The organism is Sporosarcina sp. P19 (genome assembly GCF_002743165.1).
Classification (GTDB): Bacteria; Bacillota; Bacilli; order Bacillales_A; family Planococcaceae; genus Sporosarcina; species Sporosarcina ureae.
This window is the reverse complement of sequence record NZ_PDYR01000001.1, coordinates 488,244-502,692: the sequence shown is the minus strand read 5'-3', so window position 1 is coordinate 502,692 and position 14,449 is coordinate 488,244. Positions and strand designations below refer to the sequence as shown.

General features: G+C 42.1%; 17 protein-coding genes. All 17 read right to left on the bottom strand.

Annotation, left to right across the window (positions count from 1 at the left end; genetic code table 11):
- Positions 1–8: 8 nt before the first annotated feature.
- Positions 9–380: a chorismate mutase gene (gene aroH, locus CSV74_RS02485; protein WP_099690440.1), complete on the bottom strand. Its 372-nt coding sequence runs from the start codon at positions 378–380 to the stop codon at positions 9–11.
- Positions 377–1,483, bottom strand: coding sequence for a 3-dehydroquinate synthase (gene aroB / locus CSV74_RS02480; RefSeq protein ID WP_099690439.1), 1,107 nt, complete (start codon positions 1,481–1,483; stop codon positions 377–379). Before aroB ends, aroH begins: the two co-directional genes overlap by 4 nt.
- Before the next feature lies 1 nt (position 1,484).
- Positions 1,485–2,666 (bottom strand): chorismate synthase, encoded by a 1,182-nt coding sequence (gene aroC, locus CSV74_RS02475; protein ID WP_029053040.1) that lies wholly within the window; start codon positions 2,664–2,666, stop codon positions 1,485–1,487.
- A 23-nt stretch (positions 2,667–2,689) separates the two neighbouring features.
- Positions 2,690–3,463 carry a CheR family methyltransferase gene (locus CSV74_RS02470; RefSeq protein ID WP_029053041.1) on the bottom strand — a complete coding sequence of 258 codons (774 nt, stop codon included), beginning with the start codon at positions 3,461–3,463 and terminating at the stop codon, positions 2,690–2,692.
- 116 nt (positions 3,464–3,579) lie between these two features.
- Positions 3,580–4,026, bottom strand: coding sequence for a nucleoside-diphosphate kinase (gene ndk / locus CSV74_RS02465; protein ID WP_029053042.1), 447 nt, complete (start codon positions 4,024–4,026; stop codon positions 3,580–3,582).
- 90 nt (positions 4,027–4,116) lie between these two features.
- Positions 4,117–5,091, bottom strand: coding sequence for a polyprenyl synthetase family protein (locus CSV74_RS02460; RefSeq protein ID WP_099690567.1), 975 nt, complete (start codon positions 5,089–5,091; stop codon positions 4,117–4,119).
- A gap of 26 nt (positions 5,092–5,117) precedes the next feature.
- The gene (locus CSV74_RS02455; protein ID WP_099671100.1) at positions 5,118–5,813 is read right to left on the bottom strand and encodes a demethylmenaquinone methyltransferase; all 696 of its coding nucleotides are present in this window, start codon (positions 5,811–5,813) and stop codon (positions 5,118–5,120) included.
- 36 nt (positions 5,814–5,849) lie between these two features.
- On the bottom strand, positions 5,850–6,563 hold the full coding sequence (locus CSV74_RS02450) for a heptaprenyl diphosphate synthase component 1 (RefSeq protein ID WP_158231730.1): 714 nt from the start codon (positions 6,561–6,563) through the stop codon (positions 5,850–5,852).
- A 29-nt stretch (positions 6,564–6,592) separates the two neighbouring features.
- Complete coding sequence (gene mtrB / locus CSV74_RS02445) at positions 6,593–6,814, bottom strand: trp RNA-binding attenuation protein MtrB (protein ID WP_029053045.1); 222 nt, start codon at positions 6,812–6,814, stop codon at positions 6,593–6,595.
- Positions 6,815–6,879: 65 nt separating this feature from the next.
- Positions 6,880–7,449, bottom strand: a complete 570-nt coding sequence (gene folE / locus CSV74_RS02440) for a GTP cyclohydrolase I FolE (protein WP_029053046.1) — start codon at positions 7,447–7,449, stop codon at positions 6,880–6,882.
- 178 nt (positions 7,450–7,627) lie between these two features.
- The gene (locus CSV74_RS02435; RefSeq protein ID WP_037561579.1) at positions 7,628–7,900 is read right to left on the bottom strand and encodes an HU family DNA-binding protein; all 273 of its coding nucleotides are present in this window, start codon (positions 7,898–7,900) and stop codon (positions 7,628–7,630) included.
- 216 nt (positions 7,901–8,116) lie between these two features.
- Entirely contained in the window at positions 8,117–9,595 is a 1,479-nt protein-coding gene (gene spoIVA / locus CSV74_RS02430) for a stage IV sporulation protein A (RefSeq protein ID WP_051210463.1), read from the bottom strand.
- Positions 9,596–9,874: 279 nt separating this feature from the next.
- Positions 9,875–10,585: an LptM family lipoprotein gene (locus CSV74_RS02425; protein ID WP_099690437.1), complete on the bottom strand. Its 711-nt coding sequence runs from the start codon at positions 10,583–10,585 to the stop codon at positions 9,875–9,877.
- Positions 10,586–10,589: 4 nt separating this feature from the next.
- A complete protein-coding gene (locus CSV74_RS02420; RefSeq protein ID WP_369823676.1) occupies positions 10,590–10,802 on the bottom strand; it encodes a DUF2768 domain-containing protein in 213 nt (70 codons plus the stop codon).
- Between the two features lie 11 nt (positions 10,803–10,813).
- Positions 10,814–11,833, bottom strand: coding sequence for an NAD(P)H-dependent glycerol-3-phosphate dehydrogenase (locus CSV74_RS02415; RefSeq protein WP_099690435.1), 1,020 nt, complete (start codon positions 11,831–11,833; stop codon positions 10,814–10,816).
- 26 nt (positions 11,834–11,859) lie between these two features.
- Positions 11,860–13,170, bottom strand: a complete 1,311-nt coding sequence (der, locus tag CSV74_RS02410; protein ID WP_029053052.1) for a ribosome biogenesis GTPase Der — start codon at positions 13,168–13,170, stop codon at positions 11,860–11,862.
- Between the two features lie 130 nt (positions 13,171–13,300).
- Positions 13,301–14,449: a 30S ribosomal protein S1 gene (gene rpsA, locus CSV74_RS02405; protein WP_099690434.1), complete on the bottom strand. Its 1,149-nt coding sequence runs from the start codon at positions 14,447–14,449 to the stop codon at positions 13,301–13,303.

Below are 14,449 nucleotides of genomic sequence, written 5' to 3'. Positions count from 1 at the left end.
GCCCTCCCTTATTGTTGTTTTTGTAAATCAGGTCGTAATTGAACGGCATTATTTTGATAGATATGTTGTATTTCTTCCTGCTTTTTAGATGTATTGACATTCATCATGACGCGAATACACTTGCGCATAGAGCCAGGTACATCAATTTCATGTGTACACATGACCGGTACATACATCCAGCCTTCAATCGAGCGGATCGCCTTTGCGGGAAATGCCGCTTTGACATCTACTGTCGTTGAAACAATTATAGAAACGATATCTTCCGGTTTGAATTGATTCGACTCTGCCATTTCAAGTACAAGAGATTCTGTCGCTTGTAACACTTCTTTTGCGTCATCATGTTCAACTGTTGTCGCACCCCTAATTCCTCTTACACTCATACAATTCCCTCGCTTTTCAATTTTGCTTTAAATTCCTCAAATGCCGCCTGACACTCTTCCGAACTAATTTCTTTTACAAAAGGTTCACCGATTTTTTGTAATAAAACAAAATTCATCTTGCCGAATGAAGCTTTTTTATCCTTTTGCATATAGGATAGTAACTCTTCGAAACTATAAGAGAATACCGGCCCAAATGTATAGCCATTATTGTTAGCGAAGTGAAGATAGCGATTCGTGAATCCTTCTGGTATATCACCGTATTTTTCACTTAGCAAGAAGGCATAACCCATACCAATCATGACACATTCACCATGACTGAGGCTACCGAATCCAGAAGCCGCTTCCACAGCGTGTCCAAATGTGTGGCCGAAATTCAGATACTTGCGCGTAGAATTCTCAAACTCGTCTTCTCCCACGATCTCTGCTTTTACCTTGATGCCTTGCAGTAATTCCTGTTCAAGCCATTCAATAGAAGGTGTAGAAAACTGTTCCTTTTCCAGTAATCGCTCTGTCCATAATGGATCCGAAATAAAAGCGTGCTTGACCAATTCTGCCAAGCCTGAACGCATTTCTGATGCAGGTAACGTCTTGAATACATCCGTATCAAACAATACAGCTGAAGGTTGATGGAATGATCCCACCATGTTTTTCCCTTCCGGCATATTAATGGCTGTTTTACCACCGACCGCACTGTCATGCGCAAGCACAGTTGTCGGACATTGGATAAAGCGAATACCCCGCATAAACGTAGCTGCTACAAAGCCTGTTAAATCCCCACACGCCCCTCCACCAAATGCGATCAGGAGTGAATTCCGCGTAAAACCTTCAGTCAGTAAGAAAGACTGACACTCCACGTAGACTTCTGGCATTTTACACTTCTCGCCGCTAGGTACGATTTTCACCGATACCTCGCGACCAGAATGTGCTAGTGCTTTTTGCAATAAAGGGAGATGTAGATCTGCTACATGTGCATCGGCAATAATTCCAATTTTATCTGTAGTACGTAGCAATTCTACATATTCAGTCGAAAATAATTCATAAGTGTTCGAACCTACATAGACATCGTATTGGTGATCACGGACGGAAACAGTTAACTTATCCATCTTAAAACTCCTTTACATATTGTCTATATTGTTCAATATCTTTCTGTAAGCCATCCATTGTATCCGAACGGAATTCTTCCATAATCGCTTTAGCCATCTCTGTAGCGATGACATGTTCAGCTACAACGGATGCAGCAGGTACCGCACAAGGATCGGAACGCTCAATTGTTGCTACGAAAGGTTCCTTTGTATCAATATCTACGCTTTCCAGTGGTTTATATAGCGTCGGAATGGGTTTCATTACACCGCGAACTACGATCGGCATACCTGTCGTCATTCCACCTTCAAGTCCGCCTAAACGATTGGATTTTCGGTAATATCCTAGCTCTTCATTCCAACTGATTTCATCATGCACTTCACTACCTGGCATTTTGGCCATATCAAACCCTAAACCAACTTCAACCCCTTTAAAAGCGTTGATGCTCATCATAGCGCCTGCAAGCTTGCCATCCATTTTGCGATCGAATTGCACGTAACTACCAATTCCCGGAGGACATCCTTCAATGATGACTTCCACTACCCCACCGAGTGTATCGCCACGCTTTTTAATATCATCTATAGCTGCCGTCATTTTGACAGACGCGTCTGCATCCGCACAATATACTGCATCTTCTTCTATGATGGCACGCAGCTCTTCTATGGAAAGATCGGCATAAGCGGCAGGATCTGTTTTGATTCCACCAATTTCAGTCACATGCGCTACAGTTTCAATCCCAAGCTGACGCAAGAATTGTTTTGCTACTGCACCGATTGCAACACGCATCGTCGTCTCACGTGCTGATGAACGCTCCAAAACATTTCGCAAGTCACGGTGGCCATATTTCATACCGCCGACTAGATCTGCGTGTCCAGGACGAGGACGAGTGATCTGACGCTTCACATCTTCCGGATTTACGTCTTCAGGCAGTGGTTCTACACCCATGATGCCTGTCCAATGTTTCCAATCATCATTAACAACTGTCAGCGTGACTGGCGAGCCCATTGTTTTACCATGACGTACACCTGATGAGATTTCTACACGATCCTTCTCTATTTGCATCCTACGGCCTCTACCGTGCCCACCTTGTCTTCTCTTCAATTCTTTATTGATCATCTCAGCAGTAAGCTCCATCTGTGCAGGTAATCCTTCAATGATAGCTGTAAGCTGTGGACCATGTGATTCTCCAGCTGTAATATAGCGCATATTCCATTCCTCCGTAACGTGGTTTATTGTTTTTTTCTATAAAAGAATGTATCTACTGATTCGAAGTTGTATTTTTCAGGATTAAATATTTGTTCTGTGCTTCCAACGAACAGAACACCACCAGGTTTAAGTGCTTTGGAGAAGTTGGTGTAAATCTGATCTTTCGCTTCTTCCGTGAAGTAGATCATCACATTACGGCAAACGATCAAGTCGTAGTTCGTATCATAGCGATCTTCCAGCAAATTTTGCTGTTTGAATGTAACAGTCTTCTTAATATCTTCTACCACTTGATAGGAAGCACCTTCTTTTATGAAGAACTTATCGACGATTGGCTTCGGCACCTCTTTTAATGCACGCTCATTGTAAAGACCAACTTTGGCACGATTCAATACGCCCATATCTAGATCTGTGGCGTAAATGGAGATATCACGCAACGGAAGGTAGGATGATAGAACCATAGCAAGTGAGTATGGTTCTTCTCCGGTAGAACAAGCTGCGCTCCAAATTTTTAGTCGAGTATTCTTTTCCAGTAATTGAGGAAAGATTTTCTTCTCTAAGACGTTCCAACGTATGGCGTTGCGGTAAAATTCTGAAACATTAATCGTCATGCGGTCCAAGAATTCTTCCAATAAGTCTTTGTCCGTTTGAATAGCTAGAGAGTAATCTTTAAAATTACGAAAGCCTTTCTTTTCATATAGTGAAGTGAGTCTCCTCTTCATCTGGGCTTCTTTATACAAAGACAAATCAATCCCGGTTTTCTTTTTGACCCCTTGAATTAACATCGAATAATCAGACATTTCACAACCCCCTGCTGCCTTTTCTTTCTTATGTACGTTCTCATTATAGCGGAAAAAGTATGTTGTATGTATAAGAAAAACAGCCATGCGAAATTCGCTCGGCTGTTTTTTGGCGATTAATTAATCCAGTTGTTCACTGTTTTGTCATAAGTCACAAGCTCTTCTTCTTTAAAGAACAAGTTAATCTCGCGGCTTGCTGACTCAGCTGAGTCTGAACCATGAATAATATTCTTGCCTACTGTTACAGCGAAATCTCCACGAATAGTTCCAGGAGCTGATTCTTTTGGATTCGTTGCACCCATCATTAAGCGAGCAGTAGAGATTACGTTCTCGCCTTCCCATACCATTGCGAAAACTGGTCCAGAAGTGATGAATTCTACAAGTTCTCCGAAGAATGGACGTTCTTTATGTTCTCCGTAATGTTGTTCAGCAAGTTCTTGAGAAATGTTCATTAATTTCCCGCCAACTAATTGATATCCTTTGTCTTCGAAACGACCAACGATTTCACCTACAAGGTTACGTTGTACGCCGTCAGGCTTTACCATTAAAAATGTTCTTTCCATCACTTAAACACTCCTTCGATCTTCTATAGGGATAATCCCTTTTAAATCGTAACATTGACGCCTTTTTCTTTCAACTATTAACAAACATCGTCAATATTTTCGTTGACCGATAAAATCAGCAATTTGAGTCAAAGCTTTCTTCGACTTACCATTCGGCAGACTTTCCAATTCCTTCAGTGCTTTGATCAAGTACAAATCACTTACATGCTGTGCTTTTTCGATAGCACCACTTTGTCGAATATAGCGAAGCATCGCTTGCCTATCCGATTCTTCCATCACCCCAGTAAACGCACGTTTCATGTAGGGCTTGAATTGTTCATCATCTTTTATGTATAAAACAGGCAATGTAATATGACCATTTAATAAGTCGCTTCCTGCCGGTTTCCCAAGTTCTGCATCTGTTGAAGTGATATCCAAGATATCGTCGACAATCTGAAATGCCATTCCAGTGAAATACCCATATCTCTTGAGCTTTTGTACAGTTTGCGCATCCGCATCCGCACTAAGTGCGCCGAGTTCACAACTGGAGGATAGCAGTAAAGCAGTTTTTCGCTTAATACGTTTCAAATAGTCGCGCAGATCTTGATCGGTTTGTTGTTGGAAATCAATTTGAATGATTTCCCCTTTACATATCTCAAGCATCGTTTCTGCGAGAATCTGATGAACAGGTGCTTTCTCGATATTACCAATAGATGTCAGCGCTCGTGAAAAGATGAAGTCCCCTGCATACATAGCTACCCGATTGTTCCACTTCGCTTTAACAGTTTCTAAACCGCGCCGCATATCAGAATCATCAATTACATCATCATGGACAAGAGATGCCATATGGATCAATTCCAGGGATACTGCAATTTTCGCAGCGTTCTCCAGCGAATACGTTCCGAATTGAGCAGCCATTATAACGAAAATCGGCCGGATTCTTTTTCCACCTGCTTTTAATAAATGCAAGGAAGCCTGACGAACAATGGGAGAAGAGGATTGCACGGAACGCTCAAGCTCTTTTTCAATATAGGACATATCTTTGCGGAAATCCGTATAAAGCGACATCAACTTAATTTTTTCCAACCCCATTACCTTCTCCCGTGTATTCATTATTTGTAAGCGATATGGCCTGCCGCCGCACCGCCACTGTAAGACTTATACGAAACTTCTTGATATCCTGCATCGACAAAAAGCTGTGCCAGCTCTTTCATGCCTGGGAAATCATTTGCTGATTCTTGAAGCCAAGAATATTCTTTATAGCTCTTTGCAAACAGTTTACCGAATAACGGCATAATGTATTTGAAATAGAAGCGAAACCCTTGACGATAGACAGGTATTTTAGGTTGAGATGTTTCCAAACATACTGCCATTCCACCGGGCTTTAACACGCGTCGCATTTCTTTTAAAACAGTCAAGTAATCAGGAACATTGCGAAGACCAAACCCGATCGTCACATAATCAAATGAATTGTCCGGAAAAGGAAGTGACATAGCGTTACCTTGAACCAACGTAAGATGCGGATAAGGTGCTACTTTGTCTCTGCCGGAATCCAGCATGTTGGCACTGAAGTCTAAACCGACAACTTCACCAGTAGGTCCTGTAGCTTGAGCCAATGCGACAGTCCAATCTGCAGTACCACAGCAAACGTCAAGTGCTTTAGCACCCGGCTGTACATTCATGCGTTCCATGATATCGTTCCGCCATTTTATATGTTGATTAAAACTGATCACGGAATTCATTTTATCATAGTCTGTCGAAATTTTTTCAAAGACGTTATGAACTTTTTCTTCTTTTGAGACCGCCACAGTTCGTCCCTTCTTTCCTCACTTCAATTTACTTTCTCATTGATTCGTCATTTTCTGCAACTCGGCTATTACTTCAGTATGTAAATAAAAGCTGTTCTCTAATCTGTCGTTCAGCTGTTGTTGTAACTGATCGATCCAATCTTGTGTATCATGTGTATTCGGCACTAGATGCGGAAATTTCATCCGATTCAAATCATGCCGTCTGCTGTCAAGCAACCAGACGAAAGGAAAGACCGTCTCTACAATGTGTACGTAGCGACTAAAACCAAATGATTCGAAGAACTTCACAATACACGCACTTTCCACATCAGCGATTAACTGCAACCGCTCTTCAACAGTTGTCGGCGGTGCTTGAAGCAATGTCGTCTTGCATTCATTGACTCTGCCGATAGCTAATGACAAAGAACGAATGAGATGGAAGTTCGGAATCGACGCCAATAGCTTATAGTGAATACCGCTGAAGTGATCACCCGCAAGGACCATCAACTGCTGTTCTTTGGATGAAGCATCGACGATATCGATTTGATCATGGACGTCAAAAGCTGTATGGATGGCACCGATGGCCAACGCTGCGGTTTGCATCTCATCTGTCCACTGCTCACCGTTAAGCAAAGGCAATAGGAGCAACGAAGCTTTTCGCCTGTCAATCGGAGCATGTCCAACATCTCGTTCGACCACCGGCTGATAAATAGCGCGTCGCAAATGGTGTATATAATTGTCGACTTGGTCAGTGAACCCTTTTGTTTCCATCAGTAAGCTCCATTCCCGTAAGGATACGGTCATTCTTTTTCTTCGCTCGCAATTACGCCGTGAGCTGTATGAATTTCAGCTTCTCCCCGAATCTTAATAGCGGAGGTATGCTCGGTAAACTGCGCGATCATGACTTCTCCTCTATCTAGCTTTTCGGTATGGTGAAACTTGGTGTCATTGCCTCTCGTGAGCCCAATGACATTCACTCCATCTTTTTTCGCCTTGATAATCAGATAATCTGGTTGTGTCATTTTCGCATCTCCAGTCTATATATAATCCTAATGATAGCATATACAGCAAGCGCTCGGCAAAGACCTTAGTTTGTTCTAATAAGAGATAAAATTTCAGCACGCTTCACGTCATCATGTTCATAGATTCCTCTAGCAACGGTCGTGATAGTTTTAGCTCCCGGCTTCTTAATGCCTCTCATCGTCATACACATATGCTCAGCTTCGATGATGATATAAACACCATGGGGATTCAACTTTTCCATCATGGCATCTGCCACACTGGATGTAATGCGTTCTTGCAATTGTGGACGACGCGCTGCCGTTTCAACAGCTCTTGCCAACTTACTCAAACCTGCAACTACTCCATTACGCGGAATATAGGCTACATGGGCTACACCGAAAAATGGCACTAAGTGATGTTCGCACATAGAATAAAATGGAATATCTTTCACCAAGACAACTTCGTCATGATTCTCATGGAATACTGTATCGAAATATTCTCTTGGATCTTTATTTAAACCTTCAAATACTTCTTGGTACATTTTAGCCACACGTTTTGGCGTATCAAGCAATCCTTCACGAGTCGGGTCTTCACCGATTGCTTCCAAGATCATCGTAACAGCCTGCTCTAATTTATTTATATCTTGCTCTTTCATAACAGCATGTCCTCCTTGTTGGAACAAAACCTATTTCCCCAAAATACTAGCACATTCCATTCATTCCGTATAGTTACTTGTACTTCCTTATGTATACCATTAAAAAAACGGAAAGGAGTCCATCCATGGCCATCTGATGAACAGATTCGCTGGACGGACTCCTATGTAAAATCCCAAATTATTTTACTGCGTCTTTAAGTGCTTTACCTGCTTTGAAAGCTGGAACTTTACTTGCAGCGATTTCGATTTCTTCACCTGATTGTGGGTTACGTCCTTTACGTGCAGCACGCTCGCGTACTTCGAAGTTTCCGAAACCAATCAATTGAACTTTATCACCGTTAGCAAGAGTCGATTGAATTGTATCGAATACAGCTTCAACAGCTTTAGTTGCGTCTTTTTTTGTTAGACCTGCCGCTTCTGCCACAGAGTTAATTAATTCTGTTTTATTCACACCGTTCACCTCCTCTCAAAGGGGGATGCTATTGCTGTTAACACTGTAAAAAGAGTAACATAAGAAAAACTGCGGTGCAACAATATTATCGTGCTTTTCCTTTATTCACGGCATTTCAAGCGATTTTGATTGAAAAGCATAGAAAAAAGACCCGTTTTTGACGGATCTTTCATCATTCCAATCTACATTTTTTCGTTATTCTCTAGCTATTTCACCTTACACAATAAAGGTAATCATACCTTTATTTCCATCATTCACCATCTGTTCAATCGTTTCACGCAAGCGTTTTCTTGCTCGATCTGGAACTGCCGCGGTCTTATATCGGATACTTTCTTTCATGACTTCATGAAGTGGTGTGCCAAATAATTGTGTTTCCCATAATGCTTCCCGATCATGTAAATAGGCATTTTTCAATTCTTTTAACAAGTGATGACTATGGAATTCAGAGCCGATCAATGGAGCAAATTCCGCTTCCATATCGATTCGAATAATATGAAGTGAAGGTGCTTTCGCTTTCATTTTCACACCATAAAACGTGTCTTGTTTAATTAATTCAGGAGCAGTTGGCTGGAAATCTTCAATCGATGGCAACGCTACGCCATACCCTGATTTTTTCGCAGTATCGATTGCTTCTGCATACATATCATACGATTTTTTCGCCTTAACTGCTTCTTGAATGAAAACAAGCCAATCTTTTTTCGAGCGCATTTCCGTCCCCATGAACTCTTCACACACATTAACAAAAGCTTGCTCATCCATATCAATTTTGACGATCGCACGCCCTTTACCTGCATCAACTTCTACTACTTCCGCTTGTCTAACAAACTCTTCTTCTTGCAATAACTCTGCAATCTCTTGAACTTTACGAATCTTAGAGACACCGAGGAATCCGTCTGTAATTAGCTGATCGATCCGTGCATTCAGCTTGTGGCTATCCCCTAGTTCCTCCATCCAATCAGGACGTTGCAGCTCAATATCCGTGATAGGGAATTCATAGAGCGCCTCTTTAAGAATGAGCTGAATCTCCGCTGCATTGAGCTGGTCCGCACTAATAGCAATTACGGGAACCCCATACTTTTCATGTAATTGTTGTTTCAATTCCAATGCTTTTTCATGGGCAGGCATTTTAGAATTTAATACAATGACGAACGGTTTGCCGATTTCTTGCAGTTTCGAAACGATTTCTTTCTCAGCGGCTTCCGCGGCTGCGCGTGAAATATTGTTCACCGTGCCGTCCGTCGTCAGCAAAATTCCAATTGTGGAGTGATCACGAATAACTTTGTCCGTTCCGATGCGCGCCGCTTCCTGGAACGGGATCGGCTCATTGTGCCATGGTGTATGGACGTACTTCGGTCCATCCTCATCCTCATATCCTTTAACGCCGTCTATGACGTAGCCTACACAGTCCGCTAGGCGAATTTGGAATTCCAGTTCTCCATCCCCGATTGATACGCTTGTGCCTTGGGCAGGTACGAATTTAGGTTCTGCAGTCATAATTACGGGACCTGGTGAACTTTGGGGAAGTTCGTCTTGTGCGCGTATCCGATCGTTGGCATCCGTCATGTTGGGGATTACAACTTCCTCCATGACTCGTTTGACAAATGTGGATTTCCCTACTCGAACAGGGCCTACCACGCCTATATAAATATCGCCGTCTGTTCTTCTAGCTAAGTTTTCGTATAGTTCTTCTTTCATCATTAGCCCTCCTTTTTCTCCGCATTGTAGCTTATGAAATAGAAAAACGTTTCATGCATGATTGCATGAAACGTTTTTAGCTAAAGATATGAAACTTTCTTCAGATATGTTACTAAATATGGATAGCGGTTCGGGATTTCCGTTCCAGACGGACAGTTTCCTGCCGGTGTCGCCTTCCACTACAATCCTAGTTATATTGTGGTGAAAGTTTGTATCATACGTTGAAATATGTAACGTTCAAGTAAATAATACAACAGTTCATACACAAATTCGAGAACGTTATTTCTTCATAAACACAGGTTCGTTGTTTTCGTCTACAGTGTATGGCAAGGAGTATGCCGGGAGGACTAGGGAGTCTTCGTATAGTAGGTAACGGATGTCTGTGCCTGGTTCTACTTCTGGCTTTTGTTCCATCAAGATCTTGTTGAGGTCGATGGAGTAGTCTACGTAGAAGTTTCCGTCGCCGCCTACTACGATAGGTAGGTGTGCGTCAGAGTATGGGCTTTGGACGGTTAATGGTTCTTTAAAGCCCATTTTCTTGAAGTCTACTGCATAGACGTTGTCGCCAACTGGATCTAGGAATGGAAGTTCTCCATTGATAAATTTGCGCAAGTTTAAGTCACGCAGTTTTTCAGTAGTACGCAAGTCGACTAACTTAACTGTAGGATTTTCTTCTACATCTATAAGAACGTACTGGAAGATGCCACCGTTTTCGAATGCGTTAGATGGAATCTTTTCAGTAAAGTCCGGAACGATTTTCGAGAACTCGATTGGATATTTAATAAATTGATCGGTTTCTTGATCGCGTGTTTTAATTGGTAATAGGCCGCCTGATTGTTCTTGGTAGCGCTCTACAGCTTTTTGAATTGTTTCTTGCAGTTCAGGATACGGTGTTTCACTTGCTTGCTTTTCTTCAGGCGGTCGACCGCCACAAGCAGACAGTAAGAGTCCGCAGATCATGACTGAAATTATAAGTAATCGTTTATTCATAAGTTTACGCGCCTCCTGTCGGTCCGTTGAATACTAAATAGACCATTGCGAAGAACGACGAAATTAATAGTGTATAGGCAATAATTGCAAATAGAATTTTTATTACACGGTTTTTCATTTTATATCGGCTCAAATAAATCAAGCCCATTGAAATGACCATGAATCCCATTGCGTAAAAAGATAGCCACATTTTATCTAACGAGGACAAAATTGTCACCCTCCTACTGTTTAAATACCGAAAAATGTATCGATTTCTTGTTTTTTACCACGGGTCATTAATTGATCCACAGCTTGTTTAGGTGGAACCCCACCAAATAGTATGGAATATAAAGCTTCTGTCAATGGCATGTTGACATCAAACTGCTGTGCCAACTGATACGAAGCCTTTGTAGTACGCACACCTTCTATCACCATACCCATTTCTTCGGTCACTCTTTCTAGAGACTGACCTTTTCCAAGTAAGTTTCCTGCGCGCCAGTTTCTTGAGTGGACACTTGTACATGTAACGACCAAGTCACCAAGTCCCGTTAATCCGGAAAATGTTTGTTGATCCGCACCCATTTTGACACCTAGACGCGTGATTTCTGCTAGACCTCTTGTAATAAGAGCAGCCTTTGCATTATCACCGTAACCAAGACCATCGGAAATTCCAGCAGCCAAAGCAATGACATTTTTCAATGCTCCGCCAAGCTCCACGCCGATTACATCTTTATTCGTATAGACACGGAAATAATTGCTCATGAATAAATCTTGTATCTGTTCTGCTGCTTCCATGTTGCTTGAAGCCACCGCCACCGTTGTTGGATGTCGAAGTACGACTTCCTCCGCGTGGCTCGGTCCAGACAGCACTACTATAGCTTCGCGTAGTGTTTCATCAATTTCCTCTGCAATAATTTCAGAAATCCGTTCCAATGAATCCGGATCAATTCCTTTGGAGACATGGACAAATATAGCCGGTTCAGTTAGTAATTCCTGTATATGGCGACACGTCTCGCGCATCGCAACGGTCGGTACAGCCAGTATAATCGTTTTCGCATGCTGGACCGCCACGTTTAATTCACTAGTAGAGTTAAGGTTTTCGGGCAGTTTCACATTTGGCAAATACCGGTTGTTCGTGTGCTGATTATGAATTTCATCCGCTTGTTCTGCACGTCTTGTCCAAATTAAGCTGTCATGTCCATTTTCAGCCAGCACAACAGCGAGTGCGGTTCCCCAACTGCCTGCCCCAAATATAGAGACTTTTTCCATTACCTCCACCCTTTCTGTTTGCGTAGTTAGCTTCTTGCTCTTGTGATTAAGCGGATTGGTGTACCTTCAAATCCAAAAGCTTCACGTAATCTGTTTTGTAAGAAGCGTTCATAAGAAAAGTGCATAAGTTCTGGTTCGTTGACAAAGACCACGAATGTCGGTGGCTTCACAGCAACTTGTGTTGCATAGTAAATCCGCAAACGACGTCCTTTGTCTGAAGGTGCAGGATTTCTAGCTACTGCATCTTCTACTACCTCGTTTAAGACACTTGACTGAATGCGCATTGCATGATTTTCGCTGATCAATTGGATATTGGAGAATAATGTATGCACACGTTGCTTCGTTTTAGCTGAAACAAAGAAAATAGGCGCATAATCAAGGAATCTAAACTGATCACGAATATCATCGATGAAGTTATTCATCGTCTTATCATCTTTTTCAAGCGTATCCCACTTGTTGACGACAAACATGACACCTTTTCCTGCTTCTTCCGCAAAGCCAGCTACACGTTTGTCCTGCTCACGAATACCTTCTTCTGCGTTCATGACAATCAAGACAACGTCAGAGCGATCAATCGCTTTTAAGGCACGTAACACACTATACTTCTCTGTGTTTTCGTATACTTTCCCTTTTTTACGCATTCCGGCAGTATCGATAATTTTAAATTCTTGCCCTTCTACTACTTTTGTAGAGTCAATCGCATCTGTTGTCGTTCCAGCGATATCGCTAACGATCACTCGATCTTCACCAAGTAACGCGTTAACAAGTGACGATTTTCCAACATTCGGACGTCCAATTAAACAGAACTTGATGGAATCATCTTCCTCTTCCTCTAAGTTCATATCTTTAAAGCTCTCTGCGACTGCGTCCAATAAATCACCAAGACCTAGCCCGTGTGATCCGGATAGTGGATATGGCTCGCCAAATCCAAGTGAGTAGAAATCGTAAATCATATCTCTCATTTCTGGATTATCTACTTTATTCACTGCCAATACGACAGGCTTATTCGTTTTATACAGCATACGTGCAACCTGTTCATCTGAATCTGTCACACCATCTCTACCATTCGTCAAAAATATGATGACGTCCGCTTCTTCAATGGCGATTTCAGCCTGCATACGGATTTGGTCAAGTAACGGCTCATTACTCAGTTCAATACCGCCTGTATCAATTAAGTTAAATTCATAATTCAACCAATCTGCTGCGCTGTATATACGATCTCGCGTTACACCGGCAACGTCTTCTACGATAGAAATACGTTCGCCTACGATCCGGTTAAAGATTGTCGACTTACCGACGTTTGGTCTTCCTACTATTGCTACTGTTGGTTTTTTCATTTTCTTTCATTACACCCTTCCGACCTATCTTTGAATATTATACACAAAAAGAATGATGATGCATATGAAAGCATCATCATTCCCGTTACGCTAATTTATCATTTGTGGCTAGTTTATCACATTCTGAAGATTATTTTTGGAAATTCTTCAGTTGATCGCCGATGACATCCGCTAAAGAGAAGCCAGTTGTTTCTTCAGGCATTTCATAACTAAAGTTTTCTTCACGTGCTTCTTGAGGCTTTTCGATTAGATCTTTAATGCTCAATGAGATACGTTTTTCCTGTGGATTTACGTCTAATACTTTTACTTGTATAGACTGTCCTTCTTCCAGGACTTCTTGTGGTGTACCGATATGCTCATGTGCAATACGCGAAATGTGTACGAGTCCTTCCACGCCAGGCAAGATCTCAACGAATGCACCATATGCTACAAGACGTTTCACCGTACCATCCAGTACAGAGCCGACTTCTGCCTTTTCTTCGATGTTTTCCCATGGTCCAGGCAATGTATCTTTAATGGATAGAGATACACGTTCTGCATCACGGTCAACAGACAATACTTTGACTTGGATTTCGTCTCCTTCTTTCAACACGTCCGACACGCTTTCAATATGTCCGTGAGAAATTTGGGAAATGTGTACCAAACCATCTACACCACCGATATCAACGAATGCACCGAAAGAAGCGATACGTTGTACTGTACCATCTAGAATGTCACCTTCTTGAATCTCAGAAAGTGCAGCTTCTTTTTTCTGCTCGTTCTGCGCTTGGACAACCGCACGGTGAGACAAGATCAATCGATTCTTTTCTTTTTCCATTTCCACGATTTTAAATGTCATCGTACGTCCTTTATAATCATCAAATGATTCAACGAAGTGATCTTCTACTAAAGAAGCGGGAATAAATCCGCGAACGCCAAGGTCGACAACCAGTCCGCCTTTCACTACGTCCTTTACTTCTGTTTCGATGATTTCACCGCTTTCAAATTTCTCTTCTAATGAATCCCATGCATTTTCCGCATCTACTTGGCGCTTGGACAAGACGTACGCCTCGTCTTCCACTTTAGTAATCGCCAACTCTAATTCGTCACCGACTGAGACTGCATCTGCTGCTTTTTCAATATGCAAGCTAGAAAGTTCACTGATCGGAATCACGCCGTCAAAAGGAGCACCAGCGATTTCAACCGTCACCGATTTCTCTTCAACTTTTGTCACTACACCCGTTACGTGTGCACCTTCACCGTATTCTTTAACTTCATCCATATTCATCTCTTCAGTCAT